Annotated in this window: 23 protein-coding genes and 1 tRNA gene; 12 read left to right on the forward strand and 12 right to left on the reverse strand. The window is 65.2% G+C overall.

Annotation, left to right across the window (positions count from 1 at the left end; all coding sequences use genetic code 11):
* Positions 1-137 precede the first annotated feature (137 nt).
* On the reverse strand, positions 138-743 hold the full coding sequence (locus CAPP_RS00330) for a sugar O-acetyltransferase (protein WP_076598203.1): 606 nt from the start codon (positions 741-743) through the stop codon (positions 138-140).
* A gap of 61 nt (positions 744-804) precedes the next feature.
* Between CAPP_RS00330 and CAPP_RS00335 the strand changes: the two genes are divergently transcribed.
* From CAPP_RS00335 to CAPP_RS00360, 6 genes are all read left to right on the forward strand, one after another.
* On the forward strand, positions 805-1,515 hold the full coding sequence (locus CAPP_RS00335) for an SDR family oxidoreductase (protein ID WP_076598202.1): 711 nt from the start codon (positions 805-807) through the stop codon (positions 1,513-1,515).
* A complete protein-coding gene (locus tag CAPP_RS00340; protein ID WP_076598201.1) occupies positions 1,515-2,186 on the forward strand; it encodes a LysE family translocator in 672 nt (223 codons plus the stop codon). Before CAPP_RS00335 ends, CAPP_RS00340 begins: the two co-directional genes overlap by 1 nt.
* A 40-nt stretch (positions 2,187-2,226) precedes the next feature.
* On the forward strand, positions 2,227-2,547 hold the full coding sequence (locus CAPP_RS00345) for a heavy metal-binding domain-containing protein (protein ID WP_076598200.1): 321 nt from the start codon (positions 2,227-2,229) through the stop codon (positions 2,545-2,547).
* A gap of 23 nt (positions 2,548-2,570) precedes the next feature.
* The gene (locus CAPP_RS00350; protein WP_076598199.1) at positions 2,571-2,861 is read left to right on the forward strand and encodes an RNA-binding S4 domain-containing protein; all 291 of its coding nucleotides are present in this window, start codon (positions 2,571-2,573) and stop codon (positions 2,859-2,861) included.
* Between the two features lie 3 nt (positions 2,862-2,864).
* Positions 2,865-3,644 (forward strand): VOC family protein, encoded by a 780-nt coding sequence (locus CAPP_RS00355; RefSeq protein WP_076598198.1) that lies wholly within the window; start codon positions 2,865-2,867, stop codon positions 3,642-3,644.
* A 77-nt stretch (positions 3,645-3,721) separates the two neighbouring features.
* A complete protein-coding gene (locus tag CAPP_RS00360; protein ID WP_076598197.1) occupies positions 3,722-4,537 on the forward strand; it encodes a hypothetical protein in 816 nt (271 codons plus the stop codon).
* 14 nt (positions 4,538-4,551) lie between these two features.
* Here the strand turns inward: CAPP_RS00360 and CAPP_RS00365 are convergent, their stop codons facing one another.
* The 7 genes from CAPP_RS00365 to CAPP_RS00395 form a co-directional block, all read right to left on the reverse strand.
* The gene (locus CAPP_RS00365; protein WP_234958674.1) at positions 4,552-5,361 is read right to left on the reverse strand and encodes an alpha/beta hydrolase; all 810 of its coding nucleotides are present in this window, start codon (positions 5,359-5,361) and stop codon (positions 4,552-4,554) included.
* Entirely contained in the window at positions 5,358-7,286 is a 1,929-nt protein-coding gene (locus CAPP_RS00370; protein ID WP_076598196.1) for a M13 family metallopeptidase, read from the reverse strand. Before CAPP_RS00370 ends, CAPP_RS00365 begins: the two co-directional genes overlap by 4 nt.
* Before the next feature lie 71 nt (positions 7,287-7,357).
* Positions 7,358-10,804 carry an arabinosyltransferase domain-containing protein gene (locus tag CAPP_RS00375; RefSeq protein WP_076598351.1) on the reverse strand — a complete coding sequence of 1,149 codons (3,447 nt, stop codon included), beginning with the start codon at positions 10,802-10,804 and terminating at the stop codon, positions 7,358-7,360.
* Between the two features lie 134 nt (positions 10,805-10,938).
* Positions 10,939-12,942, reverse strand: a complete 2,004-nt coding sequence (locus tag CAPP_RS00380; protein ID WP_084560443.1) for a galactan 5-O-arabinofuranosyltransferase — start codon at positions 12,940-12,942, stop codon at positions 10,939-10,941.
* Positions 12,943-12,980: 38 nt separating this feature from the next.
* The gene (gene dprE2, locus CAPP_RS00385; RefSeq protein WP_076598195.1) at positions 12,981-13,745 is read right to left on the reverse strand and encodes a decaprenylphospho-beta-D-erythro-pentofuranosid-2-ulose 2-reductase; all 765 of its coding nucleotides are present in this window, start codon (positions 13,743-13,745) and stop codon (positions 12,981-12,983) included.
* A gap of 57 nt (positions 13,746-13,802) precedes the next feature.
* Positions 13,803-15,218 (reverse strand): decaprenylphosphoryl-beta-D-ribose oxidase, encoded by a 1,416-nt coding sequence (gene dprE1 / locus CAPP_RS00390; protein ID WP_076598349.1) that lies wholly within the window; start codon positions 15,216-15,218, stop codon positions 13,803-13,805.
* 115 nt (positions 15,219-15,333) lie between these two features.
* Positions 15,334-15,555 carry a hypothetical protein gene (locus CAPP_RS00395; protein ID WP_234958673.1) on the reverse strand — a complete coding sequence of 74 codons (222 nt, stop codon included), beginning with the start codon at positions 15,553-15,555 and terminating at the stop codon, positions 15,334-15,336.
* Positions 15,556-15,599: 44 nt separating this feature from the next.
* Between CAPP_RS00395 and CAPP_RS00400 the strand changes: the two genes are divergently transcribed.
* Genes CAPP_RS00400 through CAPP_RS00410 form a run of 3 tightly spaced genes read left to right on the forward strand, consistent with a single transcriptional unit; the run spans position 15,600 to position 17,524 of the window.
* The gene (locus CAPP_RS00400; RefSeq protein ID WP_076598193.1) at positions 15,600-16,100 is read left to right on the forward strand and encodes a hypothetical protein; all 501 of its coding nucleotides are present in this window, start codon (positions 15,600-15,602) and stop codon (positions 16,098-16,100) included.
* Positions 16,101-16,120: 20 nt separating this feature from the next.
* Complete coding sequence (locus tag CAPP_RS00405; RefSeq protein ID WP_076598192.1) at positions 16,121-17,059, forward strand: plasmid pRiA4b ORF-3 family protein; 939 nt, start codon at positions 16,121-16,123, stop codon at positions 17,057-17,059.
* Between the two features lie 6 nt (positions 17,060-17,065).
* Positions 17,066-17,524 carry a GtrA family protein gene (locus tag CAPP_RS00410; protein WP_076598191.1) on the forward strand — a complete coding sequence of 153 codons (459 nt, stop codon included), beginning with the start codon at positions 17,066-17,068 and terminating at the stop codon, positions 17,522-17,524.
* Positions 17,525-17,567: 43 nt separating this feature from the next.
* On the opposite strand, the gene glfT1 is transcribed toward CAPP_RS00410, so the two are convergent.
* Complete coding sequence (glfT1, locus tag CAPP_RS00415) at positions 17,568-18,539, reverse strand: galactofuranosyltransferase GlfT1 (protein ID WP_412459481.1); 972 nt, start codon at positions 18,537-18,539, stop codon at positions 17,568-17,570.
* A 91-nt stretch (positions 18,540-18,630) separates the two neighbouring features.
* Between glfT1 and CAPP_RS00420 the strand changes: the two genes are divergently transcribed.
* Positions 18,631-19,611, forward strand: coding sequence for a putative endonuclease domain-containing protein (locus tag CAPP_RS00420; RefSeq protein WP_076598190.1), 981 nt, complete (start codon positions 18,631-18,633; stop codon positions 19,609-19,611).
* A gap of 181 nt (positions 19,612-19,792) precedes the next feature.
* On the opposite strand, the gene wzt is transcribed toward CAPP_RS00420, so the two are convergent.
* Both wzt and wzm read right to left on the reverse strand, forming a co-directional pair.
* A complete protein-coding gene (wzt, locus tag CAPP_RS00425; protein ID WP_076598189.1) occupies positions 19,793-20,584 on the reverse strand; it encodes a galactan export ABC transporter ATP-binding subunit Wzt/RfbE in 792 nt (263 codons plus the stop codon).
* A gap of 15 nt (positions 20,585-20,599) precedes the next feature.
* Positions 20,600-21,448, reverse strand: coding sequence for a galactan export ABC transporter permease subunit Wzm/RfbD (wzm, locus tag CAPP_RS00430; RefSeq protein ID WP_084560462.1), 849 nt, complete (start codon positions 21,446-21,448; stop codon positions 20,600-20,602).
* 153 nt (positions 21,449-21,601) lie between these two features.
* Between wzm and CAPP_RS00435 the strand changes: the two genes are divergently transcribed.
* Complete coding sequence (locus CAPP_RS00435) at positions 21,602-22,852, forward strand: aminotransferase class V-fold PLP-dependent enzyme (protein WP_076598187.1); 1,251 nt, start codon at positions 21,602-21,604, stop codon at positions 22,850-22,852.
* 75 nt (positions 22,853-22,927) lie between these two features.
* Positions 22,928-23,012 (forward strand) — tRNA-Ser (locus tag CAPP_RS00440).
* Between the two features lie 9 nt (positions 23,013-23,021).
* On the opposite strand, the gene CAPP_RS00445 is transcribed toward CAPP_RS00440, so the two are convergent.
* Complete coding sequence (locus CAPP_RS00445) at positions 23,022-23,933, reverse strand: GDSL-type esterase/lipase family protein (protein WP_076598186.1); 912 nt, start codon at positions 23,931-23,933, stop codon at positions 23,022-23,024.
* Between the last annotated feature and the right edge of the window lie 154 nt (positions 23,934-24,087).

Here is a 24,087-nt window from a genome sequence, read left to right on the forward strand (position 1 = left end):
GGTGTTCTTCAATCTACCCGCGGTGCGGTATTGCGCACTATAGTGCGCATTCTTCCCTCAACTTCATGGCCCCACACGTTCAATATCTCGGGCGATGAGATCTATCTCGATGCCGATGGCGGTGTGGATATGGCGGGTTAGTTCGGCCTGCCTGGTGTGTCGAGTGTGCGGATCAACTTCGCTGGGACTCCGCCGACCAACGAGTTATCGGGCACGTCTTTGGCCACCACGGCCCCGGCGGCGATGACGCAGTTGTCCCCGACGGTCACGCCGGGCATGACCATGGCGCCGGCGCCGAACCAGCAGTTGTCGCCGATGGTGATGGGGCGGCCGCGCTCCCAGCCGGCGGCGCGGGCGTCGGCGTCGTTCACCGGGTGCTCGACGGTGATGAGCTGGCAGCCCGGCCCGAACAAGGTGTTGTTGCCCACGGTCACCTCCGCGATGTCCAAGATGACGCAGTTGTAGTTGAGGAAGCAGTGCTCGCCGAAGGTGGTGTTCCCGCCGAATTCGACGTAGAGCGGCGCGAACACGCCGGGCACGGCGGAGCCGGGTGCGAAGATCTCCGCGAGGATCTCCTCGGCCCGGGGTCGGTCGGTGTTGCCCAAACTATTCAGCTCGCGCATGCGCCCCCACGCGGCGCGGTGCGCGTCGTCAATCTCCTCAGAACTGGGCCGGTACCAGCGGGAGACCCGGAGATCGGCGAGGGAAGGGGAGTCGGTGATCGCGTTGTCGGGCGTGGTCATAGGCCCCAGCGTACGTGCGAAAATCGTGTCGCCGCTGTAGAGCGCGCCTACACTGCATCCCATGAGCGAGAAGAAGATTGCAGTAGTCACCGGCGGTTCCGCAGGCATCGGGGAGGCCGCGGCGAGGGCATTAGCTGACGACGGCTACACCGTCTACGTTTGTGCCCGCCGCAAGGAGCTGTGCGAGAAGATCGCCGGTGAGATCGGCGGCGTGGGGGTGGAGCTGGACGTGACGGACCAGGGGAGCGTCGATAAGCTCGCCGAGCAGCTTGATCGTGTCGACGTGCTGGTGAATAACGCGGGCGGCGCGCGCGGGCTCGACCCGTTGCGCGAGGCCAAGCCCGAGGATTGGGACTGGATGTACCAGACGAATGTGCTGGGCACCGTGCGCGTGACCAAGGCGCTGTACCGTGCACTCGTCGGGGCAGAGGGCTTGGTCATCAACGTCGGTTCCGTCGCCGGGTGGGACGCGTACGTCGGCGGCTCCGGCTACAACGCGGCCAAATTCGGGCTGCGCGCGCTCACCCGCGCTTTCCGGCGCGAAGAGGTCGACGCCCCCATCCGCATCACCGAGATCGACCCCGGCCGCGTGAAGACCGACTTCGCCTTCAACCGCTTCGGCGACGAAGCGCGCGCCGCGGAGGTCTACGACGGCAAGCTCAATCTGACCGCCGAGGACATCGCCGAGGCGATCCGGTGGGTGGCCTCCCTGCCGCCGCACGTCAACATCGACACGATGAATATCATGCCGCGCGACCAAGCGGAACGTTAATGGCAGCCGGTCAATTACTGGTGCTGATCGGCGTCTGGGTCGCGGCGATCGCCAGCCCCGGCCCCGACATCGTCCAGATCGCGCGCCTCGGCGTGAAGTCGCGGGCGGCCGGAGTGGCGTGCGCCGTCGGAATCATGGTCGGCAACACGTTGTGGATCGCCGCGTCCCTCCTTGGCTTGAGCGCCCTCATCCAGGCCGTGCCGCAGGTGCTTGCCGTACTCCAACTCGTCGGCGGGGCGTACCTGCTGTGGATGGGCATCGGCGCCATTCGCGCCGGGTTCGCCGTGAGGAAGGAAGCAGCGAACGACGGCACAGCCGGCGGCTCGGACGCGGTCGCAGCTGCCGACGTTCCGCCCGTCGCAGCCCTGCCGACCAGCAAAGCTTTCCGCATTGGCGTGGCCACGAACCTGGCTAACCCGAAGGCGGTGCTGTTCTTCGGGGCGGTTTTCGCTCAGTTCGTCAAACCCGGCATGGGCTGGGAATGGATGCTTGTCATCCTGCTCACGTTGGTGGTGATCGGGTTCGCGTGGTTCGTGGGGTTCGCGGTCCTCGTCGATAAGTTCGCGGGCTTTTTGGACCGCTACGGACACGTCGTCGATGTTGTGACGGGGCTGATTTTCGTGGCGCTGGCGGTGTGGATGCTCGTAGAGGGCGCCACGAGTCTGCTTTGAGGCGAAAACGCAGACGGCGTGCCGCGCTAGCATTGCTTTCATGATCCTCACGACCACGCAGACAGTTGAAGGCCGGACAATCACGGAGTACATGCGCATCATCGGTGGCGAAACGATCACCGGCATGAACATGTTCAAGGACATCGGCGCAGGCTTCCGCAATATGGTGGGCGGCCGCGCGAGCTCCTGGGAGCAGGAGCTGATTCAGGCGCGCGACAGTGCGCTGAACGAGTTGTGGGAGCGCGCACGCCAGATCGGTGCGGACGGCGTGGTGGGCGTTGAGCTGGACTATTCGCCGATGGGTGCGGATGGCTCGATGATGCTCGTCGCTGCGACGGGCACGGCGGTTCGGCTGGACTAGCGGCGAGCTGCTTACATAGAGGCATGGATGTAAGCATTAGCGGCGGCAGCATCAAGCTGGGCCAGTTCCTGAAACTCGCCGGCCTCGCGGAGACGGGCGGTCACGCAAAAGAGCTCATTTCTTCGGGCGAGGTCGCGGTCAACGGCGAGGTCGTCACCACGCGCGGACATGAGCTTATCGACGGCGACGTTGTCTCTATCCCCTCCTTGAGCACCACCGCCACCGTGGTGGCCGACGGCGGGGACGACGGCGACTATTTCGACGAGCGCACCGCCAATGACGATTTCGACCCGGAGAAGTGGAGGAACCTCTAAGCCATGCCCGCTTTCGAGGCCCGTGAGGGCATGCCGTACTGGATCGACCTGCTCACCTCGGAGACGAGGAAGTCGGCGTATTTCTACTCCCGGATCCTCGGCTGGGATGTCGAGGAGGGCGAGTACCGCATCGCGCGCTTACAGAGCATGCCCGTCGCGGGTATGGTGCCGCAGGAGGACATGCCGGATGCGTGGGTGACGTACTTCCTGTCCGCCGATATCGAGCAAGCCGCGCAGCGCGTGGGCGAGCTCGGCGGCCGGGTACTGGCCCAGCCGCAGCGCGTCTCCCTGGGCACGATGGCGCTGTGCGCAGACAGCGCGGGCGGCTGGTTCGGCCTGTACCAGCCGGAAGGGGAGGATTCCTTTGTCGCCGCCGGTGAGCCCGGGACGCCGGTGTGGCATGAGTACACGTGCACGGGGGACGTCGATAAGCTGGCGCGTTTTTATGGCGAGCTGTTCGATTGGGACATCGTGGAAAACGATGGCTACCTGCTGGCTATGCAGGACGGCGCGGCGTTCGCCGGCATCTGGGACGCGCGCGAGCAGATTCCCGCCGATGTGCCGAGCTTCTGGCGCTCGTATTTGGGCGTGGCCAATATCGCGGAAACGCGCAGCCGCATCGAGGAATTCGGCGGCGAGGTGCTGCGCGGTCCAGAGAATTCGCCGTTCGGCCTGCTGTTGACCGCCGCCGATTCGACCGGTGCCGTGGTGACGCTGTGCGAGGTCGACGAACCCGTCGATGAGGAGAGCCTCGACGAGGGCGATTCGATCCTGCACCTGTAGCTGCGCTCGGCCTGTGGACCGAGCCTGACGTGCGCGGGAATTCCCAGTGTGCGAGTTCCAGTGCATAATGAGCACTTGTGAAAAAGTTCCTCGTCTCCGCCGTCGCGGCGGGCCTGTTTGCGGTGCACGCCTCGCAGGCGCCGCAGGCGAGCGCGGTGGACGTCATTCCCGGTGACCCGGGGGACCGTACTGACCTGGTGGTATACCACTCTGACGGTCACTGGACGGGTTCGCCGAATGCCCGTGAACCGCGCCCAGCGTTGTCGCTGGCAAAGCTGTACCTGGGCTACTACGTGTTGGCGAACGGCAACCCGGAGGAGCAGGGCAAAGTGCTGCGGATGATCCGCACCTCCGACGACCTGCTGGCCGTCGAGCTCGACGAGGAATACCCCGACGCGATCAACGACATCGCCGAAGACTACGAGCTGGAGAGCACCCACAGCGACGGTTACTGGGGCAAGTCCGTGACCTCGCCCTACGACTTGGCGCGGTTCGTCACGGCGATTCTCGGCGACCCCGTCGCCGAACCGCTGGTCCGCGGCATGGCCAACCACGCCCCGTATGCGGAGGACGGGTTCAAGCAGGACTTCGGCACCGACCAGCTCGACGGGGCGATCGGCTCGAAGTTCGGGTGGGCAGACGACCTCGAATCCGCCTTCGGCTCCGTCACCTTCGGCCCGGACTGGGTGGCCGCCGCGATGAGTTACGGCGATGTTGACGAGCACACCGACGACGTCCACGCCTGGATCGACCAGGCCGAGAAGAACCCCCTGTCTTTCGGGCTGAGCGATGCGACCACTGAGTTGCTCACCATGCCCAACGGCGCAGCCCAGTTGACCATCTGGACGAGCGACGAAGGTCACTGGGGGATGCGCACCGTCGACATCCTCTAGATCACGTGGATGCTCTAGCTGCCCGCTACACGAAGCTGGTCCGCGAGGTCGCGGACGATGCGGCGGTATTCCTCCGGCGTGGCGATGACGCCGAAACTCTCAGCACTTCCATCGCCGATGGCGGCCGTGGCGTAGCCAGGGCAGGGGGAGAAGAGCGGCGCGGCATCGATACGCGTTGCTCTGTCGGTATCTCCTGCTGAGTGTTGCTCAGCAATGATCGCTCTGGTCGTAGCCGGCTGCTCTGCGATGAAGCCGAGCGCAGCCTCGATCGCGCCCGCCGGCGCCTCGACGATCGCTGTGCCCGACAGCTCCGCTAGCGCCGCGACCATCGGGCGCCAGTGGTGCTCGGTGGCGCGGGGCCCGAAACCGGGGTTGAGGGCCACGGCCCAGCGCTCGTTGGCTCCGGTGCTGGGCGTGAACACGCACGCGCCGAGCTCGGGCAGCTCGCGCACGTCGACATTCATGCCGTAGGCGACGCCCGGCATCGTGTGGTCGAGGCCCGAGCCGAGCATCAGCATCGCGGCGTGCGTGAGGCGGTCCGGCAACGCGGCGAGGTAACGGTCGAGCGCATCTGCGTCGGGACTATCCGGCACCGGGTAGCTGTTCTCCATGTAGGAGACGATCTGCGCCAACTGTTCCTCAGGCGGCAGGGAGCGCTCAACGCCGCCGACCTGGAAGTCCTCGAGGTGCTGCTCGTTAACCGGGTAAGCGGCGCCGGACTCGCCGGCGGGCAGAGGAGCCTCCGGCTGGACAGGCTCGGGGACGTGGCGCATGCGCTGCTGCGCGGCGGCGAAATCGGGGGTTGTTGTGCCAGAGTCCGTCACCAGATCACCACGCGGTCGTCCGGGGCGACCCACATCTCGGAGTCCTCGCCAACGTCGGGGAATGCCTCGTAGAACTCGGCGATATTGCCGGCGATGACATTGCAGCGTAACTCGGCGGGCGAGTGCGGGTCGATGGCCAGGTACTGTTCGGCCATCTCGGGGCGGATGGCGGTGCGCCAAATACGGGACCAGGACAGGAACAGGCGCTGCAGGCCGGTGAATTCCTTCCCGTTCAGTTCCTCCGAGGAGCCGTCGGCCTCGAAGGGGAGGGAGGGGCCGTCGTCAAGCTTGTTGTCCTTGAGGTAGTTCTTGTACGCGACGACGGCGATGCCGAGTCCGCCCAGGTCGCCGATATTCTCGCCGAGGGTGAATTCGCCATTGACACCGGAGGTGCCGCGGCCTTCGAGGACGTGCGGGACGAGGCCGTTGTACTGCTTGACCAGCTTGCTGGTGAGTTCCTCGAAGCGGGCGCGGTCGTCGTCGGTCCACCAGGAGTTGAGGTTACCGGCGCCGTCGTAACGCGAGCCCTGGTCGTCGAAGCCGTGGCCGATCTCGTGGCCGATGACGGCGCCGATCGCACCGAAATTCTCGGCTGCGTCGGCGTCGATGTCGAAGAACGGCGGGCGCAGGATCGCGGCGGGGAACGTGATGTCGTTGACCACCGGGTTGTAGAACGCGTTGACGGTCTGCGGGGTGGTCACCCATTCGTCGCGGTCGGCGGGCTTGCCGATCTTGGCCACCTGGTAGTCGTGCTCGAATTCGGCGCCCGCGCGCACGTTGGCGACAATGTCGGCGCCGCTGCGGGAGAAGTCGAGGCCGTCGAACGAACGCCAAGAATCCGGGTAGCCGATCTTCGCGCGGAACTGCTCGAGCTTCTCCAACGCGCGCTCGCGTGTGGCGGGCGACATCCAGGAAAGGTCGCTGATGCGCTCGCGGTACGCGGCGACAAGGTAGTCGACGAGGTTGAGCATTTGGTCCTTTGATTCAGGCGGGAAATGCTTCTCGACGAACTCCTTGCCCATGTCCTCCCCCACTAGCGATTCGGCGAGGGCGATGCCGCGCTTCCAGCGGTCGCGCTGCTGTGTCGCGCCGGACAGCGCGGTGCCGTAGAACTCGAAATTGGCGGCGCCGACCTCTTCCGGAAGCACGCCGGCGCGCGAGATGAGGATGTGCCAGGTCGCCCACAGCTGCCAGTCCGGCAGGGTCTCGGGGCGGAGCATCGCCGCCAGCTCCTCGGTGTAGGAGGGCATCATGTCGACGACGCGGCCGTCGGAAAGCCCGGAGCCGCGCAGCAGCGTCTGGATGATGGCGGGCAGGTCGCCCAGTTGCTTCGGGTTGTAGGTCTTCACAGCGTCGCGGCTAGCCACGACGTCCCAGTGGCTGTGCGCGATCTGTTTTTCTGTCTCCACGATGCGCTCGGCGGCGGTGGCGGCGCTGAGGCCGAACAGGCGAGATGGGTCGAGGAAGCCGAGCATGCGCTCGACGTGTGAGCGGTATTTTTTCAGCGTCTCGGCGTGCGCCGGGTCGCGGTAGTACGCCTCGTCCGGCAGGCCCAGGCCCGACTGGACGAGGTAGGGCACTGCTTCATCGCCCTCCGAGTCCTTCTCCACCCAGTAGGCGAGCGGTCCGGAGATGCCGCGGCGATCGAGCTCGCCCAGGTTACGGGCGAACTCCTCGATATCGGCGACGCTGAGGAGTGCGAAATCGTCGTCAAGCGGGCTCATTCCGGCCGCGTTGATCGCGTCGGTGTCCATGAACGAGGCGTACAGGTCGCTCGCGAGGCCGTCGCCTTCCTTGACTAGTTCGTGCACATCTTCCTCGGCGCGGTCGCGCAGGCCGTGGAAGGTGCCGTCCACACCGCGGTCGTCGGGGATGACGTGGCTTTCCAGCCAGGGTCCGTTAACAATTCGGTAAAGGTCCTTCATAGGACCCCACTGTAGTGAAAGGCCGGGAACCGATCGTCCGGTTCCCGGCCCCTCATCCGTGTCGGCGCGCCCTAGTCCTTGTTCTCGTTCGGGTCGCGGATCTTCATGTCGGACTGCTTCCACCAGCCGGAGCGGGTGATCTGCTCGTGGTAGATGTCAGCCTCGGCAGGCGCCTCGCCCCTCGAGTTGGTGCGCAGCACATAGCGGTAGGCCGAACCCCAGTCGCGGTGCCAGTCCTGGTCCAGGTAGCCCGGCATCTCGTAGGCGGAGTTCACGGCCTCGGCGGTGGACATCGCACCGCCGCCCATGAAGTCCTGGAACCCGCTGAGCTGCTCCTTGCCCGGTGCGTCCGGCGCGATGCGGAACTGCGGGATCTCCGTGACACCGGCGTAGTGGTTGAACGTGCGGTGGCACGGGAACTGCAGAGCGACCGGCCAGTCGAGCAGGCCCGGGGTGTCGGAGTCGAAGACATCGGTGATGTGCTCCAACTTCGGGTTGCGCAGCGGGGTCAAGGCCATCCACTCGTACGGGTCGAGGTTGATGTCCGCGCCCACCAGGCGCACGACATTGGCGCCCTCCGGCAGGTCGGAGATGGGGTAGCGCAGGTTGCGCCACTTCACGCTCGGGCCCGGATCCATCATCTCCACCTCGCCGATGTCGGTGACGGACCCGCCCGAGTTGCGGGTGCCGTACTCGAGCTTGAGGGTCTGGCCTTCCTTCTCTTCGCCGTTGATGTCGTGGTGCTCCAGGCGTCCGGCGACGGAGGCGACCAGCAGCGGTGCTTCCTCGGTGGCTTCGGGCAGCTCGAACCAGCTGGTGGTGATCTCGGAGGAGGTCTGCGCTTCCTCGTCGAAAGTGCCCAGCACCGGGATGCGGTTGTAATCGAGGTTGAACGGCAGGCGCACCGTCGAGCCGTTGATGCCGATCTCGTCTGCGGAGCGGTTGCCCTGGGTGCCGGCGCGGCTGGTGGACTGGACGGTGTCGGAGGTGACGTCGTCGCCCTTCGTGTTAGAGCCGGTGGCGGTGTCGGTTCCAGTGCCAGTACTGGAACCGGTGCCGGAGTCGCCGGAATCGGAGTTCGCGGAGTTGGCGGCGTTCGCGGCCGTGCCTGCACCGGTATCCGCGTTGGCGGCCGGGTCGTTGCCTATGGCGCCGACGCTCGCCGAACCCTCATTGGCCGAGTCGATGTAGGCCGGCACGCCCTCCGGGTGGAAGCCGCGGACGGTGCCGGACTCGAGCGAGTTGCCGAGCGGGACGCCGTCGACGGGGGTGAGGAAGGAGTCGTTGGTGTTGGTCTCTAGCAGCACGTCGCTGCTGAGCTGGCAGGTGTCGCCCTTTAGAGAGCGGACATTGCCCATTCCCACGGAGTAGGCGGGCGCCTGGTCCACGAAGGACTTCACGAAGGTCAGGCAGGAAAACGCGACGATGAGGATGGAGGCCACAGCGATCGGCGCGGTCATAGCGGTGCGGAAGCGCGAGCCTTCGGCGGCCTGGGCTGCTTTGAATTTGCGCAGCGTGCCCGCCTGGTCAGCCTCAGCGCGGCGCTGGTTGTAGCGCAGCGACTGGACCACGCCGACCACGACGGTGATAAGGCACAGCGCCAGCATGACGCTGCTTGCCTGGACGCCCTTGAGAGAGACGGGCTTGTCCCACCACGGCACAGCGAAGGAGGAGACGTACCACCAGGCGTTCCAGCCGGCGAGCGAGAGCGCCATGAGGAACATTACCGCGGCGAGCGCGAAGGTGCGGGCGCGCGCGGACTGCGCCGCGATCTGCGCCAGCACCACCGCGCCGAGAGCGGCCGCGGCACCGGCGAGACCGGCGTAGATGCCGAAGTGGTGGGTCCACTTCGTCGGGGTGAACATGAGGAAGAACATGGACAGCCCGAAGATCGCGAGCATGCGCTTCGTCGGGTCCTTCTCCGCGCCGTGCACGTTGCCGAAGCGGGACATGCTCCAAAGCACCAGGCCCAGGCAGAACAGCAGCGCGAACATTGCGTATCGACGAGTCAGCGACCCGTCCACCGCCGCCTCGAAGAGAGTGGAGTAGCGGACGTACTCGTTGAACCACTCGAGTGCGGGGCCGACCTCGGCACGCACAGAGGTAGCTTCCAGCACCGCGGCCAGGGTCTGGTCGTGGAAGACCGGGATCATCACTGCGAAGCCGAGGCCGAGGAACGGCAGGACGAATGCGCCCGGGGGAGCGATCACGGTGCGCTCGCGCACGATGCGCAGCAGGTGCGGCAGGCACACGATGAACACGCCCACGGCGGTCAGGCCCGTCGGCCCGCACGCCAGGGTGAAAGCGGCGATGATGGTGCCCAACGCGGCGGGCAACAGGCGCCGGGAGGCGATGGCACTCTCAAACGACGCCCACGTGACAATCGTGCCGAGCGCGATGATCGGTTCCGGGCGCAGACCGTTGTCGTACGGCATCCAGAACGCCAGGAACATGAACGCGGCCGTCCAGTACGCCACGCGCCGGGAGGCGATGGCGGTGCCCAGCCGCGGCAGGATCTCGCGCGAGAGCACCCACCAGATAGCGATGCCGGACAGCAGCGTCGGAAGACGCATCCACGCCGAGGCGGTGCTGACCTGCGCCAGCAGCGACAGAAGGTTGTAGAACGGCGCGCCGAAGGGCGACTCGGGCACGCCGTACCAGCGGTAGTAATTGGCCATGTAGTCCGAGTCGTTGGCCACGCGCGCCATGGTGAGCAAGAAGCCGTCGTCGGAGGTGTTCGCGCCGAAGAAGTGCCAGAACAGCAGAAGACCGACGACCACTGCGTCGAGAGGCTTGAAGGTGCGCCATTCCGGGCGCAGCGGGCGCAGGCGCCGACCATCGAGCAGGTCGAGGCGGGCCAGGGACCACAGGGCCACAATCGCGGACAGGGTGCCGCCGATCATGGCCACCCACTTCACCGCGGTGGGCTCAGAGGTGAAGCGGGAGTTGATGTCGACGTGGGCGGTGAGGCCGGCGCCGATAAGCGCTTGCGCCTGCTCTTCCGACAGCTCGCTGTAGATGCCCGTGAGCTGCGGGCGCATGTCCTCGTCTGTCTCTTCGGAGAAGTCCGTGCCAGGGACCTCGACTGTCACGCCGTCGCCCGTCGCGGTCAGGTGCAGCGCCGCGTCGTTCGCCTTGCGAGCCTTGTCCATCTCGGCGGGCGTGAGCTCGAAAATGACCTCGTTGAGCGAGGAGACCGTGATCCCGCCGTCCTCCGGCGCGGTGATGAATAGGCCGCGGTCGAGCGCCTCCGTCGAATCCGGCGGCAGCGTCGACAGCACGTTGGTCTGGCCCTCGTTGAGCGAATCCGTCACGCTCAGCGGGATGGTCATGTCCATCGATTCCGGCGCCAGCGAGATCAGCGGCGCGTTGACGGAGTTGAGAGACCCGTTCTGCGGCCAGTCGAACGATGACTGCGTCTGGTTGACCGGCAGCAGCGGCGTGAGCACGAAAAACAGGAATGCCAGAATGCCGGAGAGCATCGCCGTGCGTTTCAGCCAGCGCGGGCTGCGTTGCATCGTGGCTTCGACGCGCGTGCTCCCGTCGTTGCCCGCGGCGGGCGCATCTTGCCTCGTACTCTCGTTGTTCGCCTGGTTCACCTTGCTCACCTCGTTCACGGCGGGTGATTCTACTTTCTGCTTGTCGCTGTTCGTCACTTGTTGCGGACCACCACCACGAACGGGCCGAATTGCTCCGTGGTCCAATCAGCGGAATCAAAGGCCTCCGGGTTGAAGAACAGTGCCTCGTAGTGGACATTCGGCTGGCTGGGGAAGATGTCGTGGGCGATGTGCGTCTTCCACGGCTCGTCCGGGTCGGTCTCGCTGCCGCGCAGGAGGAAGACCTCGGGGGCGCGCCAACGGTCGTTTGCCTTATCGACGGCCGCCGTAAACTCCGCCGGATCTGCCAGCTCGTCGAAGGAGCCGCGGGCCCATGAGGCGATCTGTTCGTTGCGGGCGTCGAACTCCCCGAGCGGGTTGGCGTAGTGGCTGGTGAAGGCGTTGAACCCGTGGTACGGGTGGTAGGCCATGAAGTTGATCTCGTCGGTGAGCATCACGGTGTCGGCAGGGGTGTAACCCTGTTGCTGGATGAAGTCGTGGATCTGGATGTAGTAGCGCCCAACATCGGATTCACGCAGGTCGGCCCGCTCACCGTTGCCGTCGGTGCTGGTGTAGGCCTCGTCGATGAAGCTCTCGTTCTCGTCCGGGATCTGCTGGACGTAGGCCAGCGTAGCGGCGCCCAAGAGGACGACGAAGACGGCGGTGACGATGCGGTTGACGCGTTCGCTGAGCCCGTCGGGGTAGAGCAGGTCCACGCCGACGAGGCGCAGGTCCGCGATGGCGAAGACGCCGGCGGTGGACAGCAGCAGCGCAATCAGCACTTCCACGCGGAAACCAAGCAAGGTGGTGCCGGTCAGGGCGATCACCATGGAGCCGAAGACCCAGGCGTAGCAGACGCTCACAGCCAGGGCGAGGTAGGTGATCTCCGGTTCGCGGAGGCGCACGATGATGTAGATCAGGCCCAGCAGGCTGAGCGCGCCGACGGCGCTCAACGCGAAGAACGGCAGTGGAATCGTGGTGCCCTCGGACGGCAGGAAATGCTGCGCGGTCGAGCGCACTGCCTCCGGGCTGCGGATCAGGCCCAGCAAGTACGGCATCCACGCGACGAGCGCGATGGCGATCGAGCCAAAGCCGATCACCGCGAGCTGCCGCACCGGCACCCACCAGTGCAGCCAGCGCGGGCCGGAGGCGATAGCGGTGATGGCGAAAGCGATCATCGTCAGCGCCAGGATGCCGGTGAACAGCGTGTAGAAGCAGGCGGAAATGCCCAGGTACACAGCCAGCCCGATCGTGGAGGCCCAGGAGCCCCGCATGGCGCGGAAGCCCATCACGGCGGCGGCGGGTACGCCCATGGCGACGATCGCGGCGTACGGCTCGTCCGGCACCATCGTCAGGCAGATCGCGGTGGTGGCAATGGCGATGCCCGTGGCCACCGGCAGCGAGCCGATAAGCTTCCGCCACACCGGTACCAGAGCGCACCCGGCCGCGGCGAGCGAGACGATCGCCCACGGCTGGTAGACCTCCCAGCCCGGCATGCCCAGCAGGTTGGACAGCCGCCCGCCGAGCCAGAACCAGCCGAGCGGGTAGAACGACGGCATGTCGACATAGTTCATGTCCTGGTTGGAGGCGGTTTCCGCCATGCGCGTCAAGAACTGCGTGCGGAAGCCCTGGTCGACTTGGATGCCGTCGAGGTACAGCTTCGTCGACGCCAGCGGGATGCCGAGCGCGGAGACCACCAGGCCGGCGGGCGCCAGGGTGGACACGACTTCCGTGAGTGCTGTGCGCCACCGCGGCCGCGTGTTGCGGCCGTCGCGCAGCCACAGCCAGTTCAGAACGCATACAGCGACGACGACCAGCAGGGAGCACGCCGTCGCGAGCGCGCGGGTGACCATGGAGACGTTGAACGCGGCGAGCGGCACCGAGTGCAGCACGTACCAGCAGCCGAGCGCGAAGACTGCGCCGCCGATGATGGCGCAGACAAAACGCACCAGGGCGGCTGTCGTCGATAAGCCGTCTGGTGCGTACGCGGAAACGCGTCTGCGCTCCGCAATTGTCTTCTCTGACTGCCGCTCGCGCTGCTCGGTGAGGTGCTCTGTCATACCTGACAGTCTCCCACAGCACGGGGCAGTTCCCGGTATTAGAAGCTCAACCGGCGCATGATTGGGGCTGGGATGTGCTGCAGCACGAGCGAGATCGGGCCGAAGAGCTTGTGCACGAACACGTTCGGTTTGCCTGCGAGCGCGGCGTTCACAGCGGCTTTCGCCACGTCTTGCTTATCGACTGTGAGTGGCGCCTCATCCAGCCCCTGTGTCATCTTCGTGCGGACCTGGCCCGGACGGACGACGGTGACCGTCACGCCCGAACCGCGCAGCGCTTCGCCGAGCTGGGTGTAGAAGCCGTCCATGCCCGCCTTGGTCGAGCCGTAGACGAAATTCGAGCGGCGCACCTTCATGCCCGCCACCGAGCTCATCGCGATGATGCGGCCGTGGCCCTGCTCCTTGAGCTTCTGGCCCAGCAGCACGCCCACCGAGACCGGGGCGGTGAAGTTCGTCTGCGCGGACGCGACGGCCGCCTCCTGGTTCTGCCAGAGTTCTTCCTGGTCGCCCAGGGTGCCGAATGCCACGATCGCCACGTCCACGTCGCCGTGCGCGAAGGCTTCCTCGATGACGGCCGGGTGGGATGCGGTGTCGAATGCGTCGAAGTCGACCACGCGCACCTCGCCGGCACCGTGGCTGGTGACCTCTTGAACGGCGGCGTCGATACGAGGGCTGTTCTTGCGGGCCGCGAGCGTGACGCTGGGTTTGCCGCCGCGGGATGCGATCTCGTCGACAATCGCGAGACCGATCTCGCTCGTGCCGCCGAGAAGAAGGATGTTCTGTGCCTGTCCAACTGCGTTGAGCATTGTGTTTCCTATTCCTCTGTGTCCGTTGTGGGGTGTCTTCTGTGGAGCCGAAAGGTGCTAGGACAGCTCGAGTCGGCGGGACATGTCGGAGGCGAAGACCCCAGTCGGGTCGATTGCGCGGCGGGTTTCCAGCCAGCTCTGCATCTCCGGGTACATCTTGTGGAAGTTCTCCGCGGAGGTGCGGGACTCCTTGGCCAGGTAGAGGCGGCCGCCGAACTCCATTACCTGCTCGTCGAGGCGGTCGAGGAAGGCGTGCAGGCCGTCGCGGATCGGGAAGTCCACGCACACGTTCCATCCGCGCATCGGGTAGGACAGCGGCGCGCGGTTGCCCTCGCCGAACAGCTTGAACACGTTCAGGGCGGTGTAGTGGCCGGAGGACTGGATGTCGTAGATGATCTGCTTGAACGGCTCGACCGCGTCCGTCGGGACGACGAACTGGTACTGCAGGAAGCCGGCCTTGCCGTAACCGCGGTTCCACTCCGCGATCATGTCGAGCGGCTGGTAGAACTGCGTCAAGTTCAAAATATCGTTCTGGCTGGGCGAACCCATCATGTAGTAGGCCTCGCCGATCGCCGACAGGGTCAGCTTGTTCATGGTCCAGGACGGGAAGATGTCCGGCACCGTCATCAGCTGCGGGGCGGAGAATTTCAGCGGGTTTTTGGCAAGCTTCGGCGCGTACTCCTCCAGCTGCGCGAGCGTTGCCAGCGAGCCGCGGGAGATCGTGGAGCGGCCGGTCTTCGGCGGCGCGGAGATCGCGTCGAACCATGCCGAGGAGTAGGTGTAACCCTCCTCCTGGCCGTGGGAGTGCTCCTCGATCGTCTCGTCCAGCGTGGACGTGCGCACGGTGTCCGAGATGAAGTAGGCGGTCTCCGTGAACGTCATCTGGATGCGCGCGCGGAGGATGATGCCGGTCAGGCCCATGCCGCCGACCGTCGCCCAGAACAGCGTGCCGTCCGGGTCGTCCGCGGAGCCTTCCGGCTTCAGGTGCAGCACGCGGCCGTCGGCGACGAGCAGCTCCATGGACAGGACGTGGTCGCCGAAGGAGCCGGCGGAGTGGTGGTTCTTGCCGTGAATATCCGGGCCGATCGCACCACCGATGGTGACCTGGCGGGTGCCCGGCAGCACCGGGACCCACAGGCCGTAGGGGAGTGCGGCCTTCATCAGCTGGTCGAGGGTGACACCACCGTCGACGTCGACAATGCCGGTGGAGGGGTCGATCTCGTGAATCTTGTTCAGTTCCTGGATGTCGATGACCAGGCCGCCGCCGTTCTGCGCCGGGTCGCCGTACGAGCGGCCCATGCCGCGGGCGATGACGCCGCGGCGGCGGTTCTCCGGAAGCGTCGCATTGTCTTCAGCGATCTGGCGGACTGCTTCTTTGATCACGTCCACGTCCGGAGTGGACAGGACCTGCGCGGTGGACGGAGCCGTGCGGCCCCAGCCGTAGAGCGATTTCGTAGTGGTGTGAAGTTCCATCTCTTCCATCCCCATAGGTTGTGGTTGCCCATTTGGGCACTGGGGGCAAGCCTACTCCCGGACCAGTGCGCCCTTAGGGGCTGAAATGCCTAGAGGAGGGTTTAAGCGAGAAGAATCACAGCTCCATGATCTCCCGGATCCGCTCCGGCAGCTCCTCCTGGCTGGTGATCGTCGGCTTGCCCGAGGCCTGGTATTCCCGCAGCTCTTCGTAGACGATGCCGCGGCTCGTGCTGTCCAGCAGCGGCAGTTCCTGCGCCACCAAACGGGTCATGAAGTCGTCCAGCGGTAGGTTGGTGAGCTGCGCCGCGATGTGCGGGGAATCGTCGTGATTGGCCATGTCAGTCATCTTACGGCCGGTGAGCCCGCCGGTAGGATGGCGGCATGACAGAGCAGACAACCGGGCAGCAGACGCAGCAGGAAACAGCCCAGGAGCAGACGGGCGAGGAGCGCATCGACTACAACGCGCTGGACAACACCACCGGCGGCCGGTTGATCCAGGCGGCCTTCGCCCTCGCGTTCACGGCGGTGCCGGATTATGTGCAGTCCACGCCGGCGCGCGTGGCGTCGTGGGTGGGCATCTCCGCGGCCTTCGCGGGCACGGTCGCCGCGTTCAACGCTTTCGACGAGGACCCGCGCAACGACCTCACTGCCCGCGTCGACGAAAGCTCCGAGACCGCCAGCCCGGCCCGCACGTGGGCGGTCTTCGCCGGCGGCACAGCGCTTCTCATCGGCGGTGTGCGACTGAGCATCGCCGTGCAGAACAAACTGGCCGAGAGCTTGCGCCGCTGCGGCGCGAAGCGCCCGCACACCCTGCTCGGCCTGGGTGCCGCGGCCCTGCTCTTCGCCGGCACGGAGCTTCAGGCCCGCGTCAACGCCTCCTAAACGTCACTAGGCTGGGGTTCATGCCGAGCACGTTGTATCGACCGCACCGTCACCAGCAGGTGGCGTCTGTCGTCGACCTCGACGCCGCCCGCGCACGCTTGCGGAGAGCCCCGCGGAATCAGCCCCGCACGCTTCTCGTTCGTTGCGCCACATCGTTCGCCGACGAAACCATCCTCCGCCACATCGGCCTTTCCTCCGACACCTCTTTAGAGGATGTCCGGCGGTCCCTCCACATCGCGTTTTCGGTGCCGGGGGACACGCCCACGCCCAGCCGGTTCACCCTCGCCTCCTCCGACCAGGGCCGCCTGGATACCGCCGGCGCGATCGGCCAATACCTGCACGAAGGCGGCGACGAGCTGTTCTTCCACTGGGGCCTGTGGCGCTTCACCTTGACCTTGCTGGACATCTACCCGCGCGACGATGCCACCCCGCGCGCCCTCTGTGTCGCCGGCGCCGGCGATTTCGCGGGCGAGCCTTTCGACGTCGCCGCCATCAACGCCCAGCTCCTCGGCCCGTCGGCCGTGGAGAATGTTCTGGCCAGCGTCCGCCCCGAAGTGGTCGATATTGTCTCCCGCTCCACATCGATGGACTTCCTGCCACTGTTGCAAGCCCTCGACTTATCGCGCCCCGCCGAGCTCGATTCCTTCGACGCGTCCGTCGCCCAGATCCTGAACACGCTGCCCCGCGAGCAATCCCGCGAGGCCCGCGACGCCTTCTGGTGCACCATCCTCGCCCTATCCTGCCTCGTCGACGAGACCACCACCGACGACGTCACCGAATCCGCCATGGCTGCGCTCGGTTGGTCGGCCGACAACGGCAGCTCGTATTCCGCCGGCCAGATAAAACAGCTCTGCGCCGGCTCCCTGGTGCGGCTTGCATCCGTGGGGGGATATGGGACGGGGGGACGGTCGGCCGTCGATAAGCTCGATATTTATCGCGCCCTGCTTCGGGTAAAGTAATCCGGCGTGTCATCCAAGGTTGAAGTGAGCCGGCCCGCGAACGCCAAAAAACAGCTGGTCAGATTCATCGCCGTCGGCGTGTTCTGCGCCGTGCTCGATTACGGGCTGACGCACACGCTCACCCACGTCGTCGGTTACGACCGCCTCGTGGCCAAAGTCTTCGGCTGGTGCCTGGGCACGCTCGTCGCGTACCTGCTGAACTCCAAGTTCACCTTCCAGGCGAAGGTCACCGGCAAGCGCGCCCTCGCTGTCTTCATCCTCTACGCGTCCACCTTCGGCGTGCAATGGGTGCTCTTCGCCGTGACCAACGCCCCGCTGCGCGCCCTCGGCTTTGTCGACCCGTGGAAGGACGCCGTCTCCTTCGTCATCGCTCAAGGCGTGGCCACCATCACCAACTTCGTGCTTCAGCGCGTGCTCATCTTCCGCGAGCCCTCGCGCGTCGTCATCGAGGAGGAGCCGCGGTAGGTCGTTGGGGCCTGCTGCTTAGGGGCGCTTTGGGCCCGCTTGGCTAGGGCCGTTCGAAGTCTTCCCGCGCGCCCATCCGCAATAGCTTCAGCCACTCCTTGAACTCCTGCGGGCTGCGGCGCTGAACGAGGAAGAACCAGCCGAAACGCACCAGCTCCTGCAGCTTCATCTTCTGCATCCCGCGCTGATTGATGATGTACCCGCGGTTGCGGTACGTGAAATAGCGCTTCGTGTCGTTGTCCGGCCACTGCGCGTGCGCGCGGCCGCCCATGATCGGGTGGAATTCCGCCGACCCGTCCGGGTGCAGATACGCCGTGGTCAGCGCAGTGCCATACGTCAACCCCGACTGCGCCAGCCGGCGGTGGTATTCCACCTCGTCGCCGCGGATGAACAAGCGGTAATCCGGCACCCCGATCCGCTCCATCGCCTTCGCGCTGATCAGCGCGCCGTTGAACAAGCTCGCGTACTGCGGCAGGAAATCCCCCTCCAGCTCGTCGCGGCGCCGGTGCCATGTCAGGCCCTGGCGCAGGGGAAAGGCCAGGCGGTTCGGGTCGTCGATATTGCACACCACCGGGGAAACCTCTGCTAGGCTTTCCCGTTCGGCGACGGTGTAAAGAGTTTCCAGGACGTTCTTGTCCGCCGGGCGGCCGTCGTCATCCGCGCACCAAATCGCGTCCGCCCCCAACGCCAGTGCCTGCAGGAAACCGTACGCGAAACCGCCCGCGCCGCCCAGGTTGGTCCGCGACGGCAAGTAGACGGCTTTCTCACCCGCGAGTTCAGTGACCAGGTCTTGGACTTCAGATTCGCAGCCGTTATCCACCACGACCACCCAGTCCACCGGGTGCGTTTGCTGCACGACTTGCTCCAACGAATACCGCAGCAGCTCCACCCGCTTATGCGTCACGATCACCGCCGCCGTCCTGCCCTGCGGATTCAGCGTTGCATCGGCGTTGGCTGCGGCTTTTGCTTCGGCGTTGTCGCGAGGGCTCTCAGCGGGGGTCTTCATGCGCCCCATTTTGCCACGCTGCCCGTCCGGGGCCGGGGATCGCGCGCTGGCCCAGTTGGGTCAGGGAACCGTGGGCTACGGGTGCGGAGTCTAAGTAGGCATGAAGACGAAACAGTTAACGCCAAAGACGATCACGTTGCGCAACAACATGGACGTCGCCACCCGCCATACTCATACCCTGCGCGATGACGGGATCGGCGAAAGGATTTCCCGGAACCATTACCTGGCCGAACCCGCCTTGCGCCCCGGAGAGCTGGCCTTTCGAGAAGCGGCCTGCCACCCGCGTGGCACCATTTACCGCGCACCGGCTGACGCCCGCGCCGTCGCCATGGCTCTCGAACATCCCCGCCATTCCATATGCGGGTTGAGCGCAGTTGCCGTCTATGGCCTCCGGTTTTTCGCCGACTGCTGCGACACCACACTCCACGGTCTCGTTAAGCGCACCGTCGAAGCGACTCAATTCACACCGCGGATCACGCGCGTGGCATGGACTAGAACGTGGACGGTGTTCTTCCAGAACCACCCATTTTTAGTGTCCGAACCAGCCTTGGCAGTAGCGGAGGCCATCACCGAAATCCGGTCGCGGGTGCATATGTGGGCGGTGCCTCAGATCGACGGGTGGTCTCCAGAGGAAATCCGCACGATACAGCTCCTCGATGCGGTTAGGAGATTCTTTGGGTTGGAGTGCAGGGAGATAGTTAAAGCGTCGAAAAGCCGGGTGAATCAACGTTGGATGCAGAAAGTGATCCGTCATTCAAGCGTATTGGCGGACTCGCCTAAAGAAACGGAAATGCGGCTGCTGTGTGCGAGTGTGTGTGCTGGTTTGGGGATAAAGCTTTCGGAACAGGTGCCTCTGATCGCCGGTGGAAAGATCGTCACTGTGTTTGATCTCGCGATCGAAGAGCTCAAGATCGGCATCATGTACGACGGCGAGCACCATCTTCAGCGAAAACAACGCGACCGTGATTCGCGCATCAATGTTGAGAGCAGTCTTCAGGGATGGGTAATCATCCGAGTTACGGCGGGAACCTTGGCGAGCAGTGCGAGCTACCTCAAAAGGATGATCGAGATGAGGCGGTGAATCTGTTTACATCGTCGGCATTCGGTGTGCTTTATAAGTGCAGGTAGGGGCATTTCGGTCCTGTCAGGGAGAAAGCTCGGATGTGAACAGATTCACCGGCCTCTTTAGCAGCCTCGCGTCGGGCCCGGGTTGCGCCAGGAATCAGATTGAATCCGGGCGGAACCGCGCGTCCGACCTCTTCTCAGTCCTGCTCGTCGAAGCGGGTGAGAAGGTCGCGGACGTAGTCGCCGGCTTCGGGGCCTTCGTAGGCTTCGACGACTTCGTCGACGAGGCCGGCTTGTTTGATCTCGCCCTTGTCCACCCAGAGGGCGGTGTTGCAGAGCTGGGCCAGGAAATCGTTGGAGTGGCTGGCAAAGACGAGGATGCCGGATCGCTTGACCAGTTCGGCGAGGCGTACGCGGGCTTTGGCCATGAAGGCGGCGTCGACGGCGCCGATGCCTTCGTCGAGCAAAAGAATCTCAGGCTCAATGGATGTGACAACACCAAGGGCCAAACGCACGCGCATGCCGGATGAGTAGGTGCGCAGGGGCATGGAGAGGTAGTCGCCGAGCTCTGAGAATTCGGCGATCTCGTCCATCTTGGCTTTCATCTGCTTACGGGTCTGGCCGAGGAAGAGGCCACGGATGATGATGTTCTCGTACCCGGAGATCTCCGGGTCCATGCCAACGCCGAGGTCGAAGACCGGGGCGACGCGGCCGCGGACATCGGCGACACCGCGGGTGGGCTCGTAAATACCGCTCAACAGGCGGAGCAACGTGGACTTGCCAGCACCGTTGTGGCCAACCAAGCCCACGCGGTCGCCTTCGCGCAGGTGCAGGTTGACGTCGCGGAGAGCTTCAACGACCACGGTGTTCGAGTCGTTTTTGCCGATGGCCCCGCCGGCGGAACTCATGACCGCTTTCTTCAGGGAGCGGGACTTGGCGTCGAAGATGGGGAAGTCGACGCAGGCGTTGTAGGTGTCAATGGAAACCATGGTGAACTCCTTGATCTACACCCAGTACGGGACGCGGAAGCGCCACTGGCGCATGGCGATCATGGCGAGGAACAAGCCGATGACGGTGCCGGCCAGCACGATTCCCCAGTGGTATGCGGCCAGAGGCTCGCCGATGAGCGGGGCGCGGACGACTTCGAGGTAGTGGTAGAGCGGGTTGAGTTCGGCGATGCGTGCACGCTGGGCGACCTCGCCGCCCTGGTCGCGCAGTGTTTTCGTGGTCCAGACGATCGGGGTCACGTAGAACAGCAGCTGGACGAGAGCTTCGAGCAGCGGAGCGACGTCGCGGAAGCGGGTGGCGATGATGCCGAAGAGCATGGTCACCCACACGCCGTTGATGACCATCAGGGCGAGTGCCGGGATGAACAAGAACACGTTCCAGCCCAGATCAATGCGGAACACCAGCACGAGGATCAGCCAGATCACCATGTTGTGGGCGAAGAACAGCAGCTGGCGCCACACCAGGCGGTAGACGTGCACAGACAGGGCTGACGGAAGTTGTTTGATTAAGCCTTCGTTCTCGATGAAGACGTTCGCGCCGTCCTTGATGCAGCCGGAGATGAAGCCCCAGACGATGAAGCCCACGGTGACGTGGGGGAGGAACTCGCGCACGGAGATCTGGAACAGCATGGAGTACAGCAGGCCGAGCGCCAGCGACATGACACCGGTGGCGATGGTGATCCACAGCGGTCCGAGCGTCGAACGGCGGTAGCGCTGCTTGATGTCCTGCCAGCCGAGCTGGAGCCACAGTTCGTACTGGCCCCAGCCACGCGCGAGGTCGGAACCGGCTGCGCCGAGTGTGGTCGACTTCGAAGCGGGAGTGTCGTGATTGGCTGCCGAGGTCATGCGGGAGACGTCGGCAAGCAGCTTTTCGTTGTCCTGCACTTGTCCCACCCTAGTGCCCTGCGTGGGCCAAGTTGTGCAGGCATACTTGTTGCTTGTGGCGTGGGTGGTGTTCAATATCCACACACATTGATTTCGTCCGGAAGGGAGCGGGTCGTGGCTTACGATGTTGCCAGCGTGCGTGGGCTATATACCTCACTTTCGGATGGGTGGACCTATCTCAATGCGCATGATTGCCCGCAGGTGCCGGAGCGGGTGTCGGCGGCGGTGTCGCGTTCGTTCAGGATGGCCACGGCGGTAGCGGCCCCGGAGGTCAATGCCGGGTCGCACTCGCGGAAGGCGATGGGGCGTCCGGAGGGGGAGACGTTCGTGGCGTCGGCACGCCATGCGGTCGCGGATCTCGTGGGGGCGTCGGCGGAGCGCGTGGTGCTGGGCCCGAGTTTGCCTGTGCTGTACGCGTCGTTGGTGGCGGCGATGAAACCGTTGCTCCGCTACGACTCGTCGCTGGTGACCAATCCGCTCGACAAGCCGGAGCTCACCGCAGCTGTGCGCCGCGCGCCGGCCAAGGTCCGTACGGCACACGCAGATTTGGGCACAGGCGAGCTTCCTGCGTGGCAATACGCGCAGCTTATCGACGGCACCACCCGCCTCGTCTCCCTCCCCGCCGCCCACGCGACGCTGGGAACGGTGGCCCCTATTTCCGCGATTGTCGATCAGGTTCGTGAACGCTCGCGTGCCTGGGTCGTCGTGGATTCCTCTTCTTATGCGCCGTACCACGCGATCGATTTCGAAGAGTGGGGCGCTGATGTCGTCGGTATCGACCTCGGTGCGTTGGGCGGGCCGCATATGGCTGCGCTCGTGGTGCGCGATACTGCGATGTTCAAGCGGATGGAATCTCTCAGCGGTGATGAGCGTGTCATGGGTGCGGAGAAGCTGCAGCTGGATGTCTCGCCCGGTCTCGCCGGCGGCGCCGCTGCTCTCGTCGACCACCTGGCGGATCTCGTTCCAGACCAGGGCGGGCGCGCCACGCGCCGGGCGCGTTTGACGCGGTCGATGGGGCAGATGACCGCCTACCTGGACGCTCTGCGCGACGATTTGTACACCTTCTTGGGCACCCTGCCCGCCGTCCACATTCTCGGCGTGACGGGCGAGGCGGCCTCCGAGGCCAGCACCGACCGCACTCCGCGCCTTTCTTTCGGTGTGCAGGGTGTGCCCGCGGCGACGGTGTACGAGAGGCTCTTCGACAACGGCATCGTCACCACGCTGACCACACCGGAGCAGGCGACGCCGCTGCTCACAGAAATGGGCATCGAGGAAATGGGCGGTGCCGTCACCGTCGGTCTGGGCCCGTTCAACACGGAGGCTGACGTGGAACAGCTCATCCGCGTCGTGGCGTCCCTGGCATGAGCCACAGGCTCCGGTGTTGACGGGACCCGCCCGGCCGTGTTGTAAGGTGATTGAGTCGCAATTGCTTTGCGATGGGGAGACGTGGCAGAGCGGCCGAATGCACTGGTCTTGAAAACCAGCGAGGGTCACACCTCCGGGGGTTCAAATCCCCCCGTCTCCGCAGGTACAACTACAGGTGGCGTGAAATTTGCTGCGCCATGAATCGCGAGCCGGCTGGCGTCGGGTGCAGTCCCATATTGTGCTGGGCGTGGGGGTCGATGACGCCGGCGACCCAGCGCTGGGAGTCCCGTGCGCAGGTGCTGTGGTGACGTGACGGGTGCATCATTTCCACGTAGGTCGCGCCGGAAGCGGCGGCTGCTGCGCGCTGGTGGCCGCGGTTGGTGTGCTCGATCTGGTGCAGGGTGGGCATTGGCACGCCGAGCGGTGCATTAGGCGCGACGTTGATGAAGCACAGGCTGTTGAGGCGGTCCGGTTCGGTGATGGACAGGGAGCCGCTGAGGAGGATCTTGGCGTTCGGCGCGGCAACGCGTGCCTTGGAGACACCTTGCCGGATGTTGTTGATGTAGTCGTTGCGCATCTTGGCGGCGTTGAACGGCTGTGCGCCACGCTGGATGCCGTAGGGGCCGTAGTCGTTGATGCCCACGGCGATGACGATTGCGCGGGTGCCGCGGTGAATGTCGCCGGCCGCGATGGCTTTGTCGATCTTGCCGGGGATGACGTGCGAGGACTCCGCGGTGCAGGAGTAGTCCGCGATGGGTGCGCGGGCGATCGAGCCGAGCTGGCGGGGCCAGTTATCGGGGGCTTGCAGGCAGCCGAGGCGGCTGGGGTAGGTGCCCCACACGAAGTGATGGACCTGGGGGAGCGGGACCTTCTTCAGGGTATTGCGGAGTTCGTCGGGATTAGAAGTGTAGGAGTCGCCGAAGGTGACGATATTGCCGTTCGGGGCTGCGTGCGCGTCGGGAACGCCGGTGCCGACAGCGCCGATGCCCGCGACCGCCAGGGCGGCGGTGGTGAGCAGGCGGGTGAGACCGAAGCGGCGGTGCGTGCGACGGGGTGCACGGCGGGTACGGGAGGTAGACATGATTCCTCGGTTTCTTCGTCGGGGTGTGTGCGGCCGAATTGGTCGCGTCAGCCACATGCGTCACACATGCTAGTTGATTCGGTGGTCAAAATGTTAGGGAAGCCTTGAGAAACTAAATAACTAAGGCACCTTACTGGGGCGTAGTTACGCACGA

This window comes from Corynebacterium appendicis CIP 107643 (assembly GCF_030408415.1).
GTDB lineage: Bacteria > Actinomycetota > Actinomycetes > Mycobacteriales > Mycobacteriaceae > Corynebacterium > Corynebacterium appendicis.

Coding starts and splice junctions, on each gene's coding strand:
- CAPP_RS00370 (WP_076598196.1), bottom strand. CDS start 7,286: ATGAAGGACCTTTACCGAATTGTTAACGGACCCTGGCTGGAAAGCCAC.
- CAPP_RS00405 (WP_076598192.1), top strand. CDS start 16,121: ATGCCGAGCACGTTGTATCGACCGCACCGTCACCAGCAGGTGGCGTCT.
- CAPP_RS00420 (WP_076598190.1), top strand. CDS start 18,631: ATGAAGACGAAACAGTTAACGCCAAAGACGATCACGTTGCGCAACAAC.
- dprE1 (WP_076598349.1), bottom strand. CDS start 15,218: ATGGAACTTCACACCACTACGAAATCGCTCTACGGCTGGGGCCGCACG.
- dprE2 (WP_076598195.1), bottom strand. CDS start 13,745: ATGCTCAACGCAGTTGGACAGGCACAGAACATCCTTCTTCTCGGCGGC.
- CAPP_RS00330 (WP_076598203.1), bottom strand. CDS start 743: ATGACCACGCCCGACAACGCGATCACCGACTCCCCTTCCCTCGCCGAT.
- CAPP_RS00445 (WP_076598186.1), bottom strand. CDS start 23,933: ATGTCTACCTCCCGTACCCGCCGTGCACCCCGTCGCACGCACCGCCGC.
- CAPP_RS00340 (WP_076598201.1), top strand. CDS start 1,515: ATGGCAGCCGGTCAATTACTGGTGCTGATCGGCGTCTGGGTCGCGGCG.
- CAPP_RS00395 (WP_234958673.1), bottom strand. CDS start 15,555: ATGGCCAATCACGACGATTCCCCGCACATCGCGGCGCAGCTCACCAAC.
- CAPP_RS00345 (WP_076598200.1), top strand. CDS start 2,227: ATGATCCTCACGACCACGCAGACAGTTGAAGGCCGGACAATCACGGAG.
- glfT1 (WP_412459481.1), bottom strand. CDS start 18,539: ATGGGGCGCATGAAGACCCCCGCTGAGAGCCCTCGCGACAACGCCGAA.
- CAPP_RS00380 (WP_084560443.1), bottom strand. CDS start 12,942: ATGACAGAGCACCTCACCGAGCAGCGCGAGCGGCAGTCAGAGAAGACA.
- CAPP_RS00355 (WP_076598198.1), top strand. CDS start 2,865: ATGCCCGCTTTCGAGGCCCGTGAGGGCATGCCGTACTGGATCGACCTG.
- CAPP_RS00335 (WP_076598202.1), top strand. CDS start 805: ATGAGCGAGAAGAAGATTGCAGTAGTCACCGGCGGTTCCGCAGGCATC.
- CAPP_RS00400 (WP_076598193.1), top strand. CDS start 15,600: ATGACAGAGCAGACAACCGGGCAGCAGACGCAGCAGGAAACAGCCCAG.
- wzm (WP_084560462.1), bottom strand. CDS start 21,448: ATGACCTCGGCAGCCAATCACGACACTCCCGCTTCGAAGTCGACCACA.
- CAPP_RS00375 (WP_076598351.1), bottom strand. CDS start 10,804: ATGCAACGCAGCCCGCGCTGGCTGAAACGCACGGCGATGCTCTCCGGC.
- CAPP_RS00350 (WP_076598199.1), top strand. CDS start 2,571: ATGGATGTAAGCATTAGCGGCGGCAGCATCAAGCTGGGCCAGTTCCTG.
- wzt (WP_076598189.1), bottom strand. CDS start 20,584: ATGGTTTCCATTGACACCTACAACGCCTGCGTCGACTTCCCCATCTTC.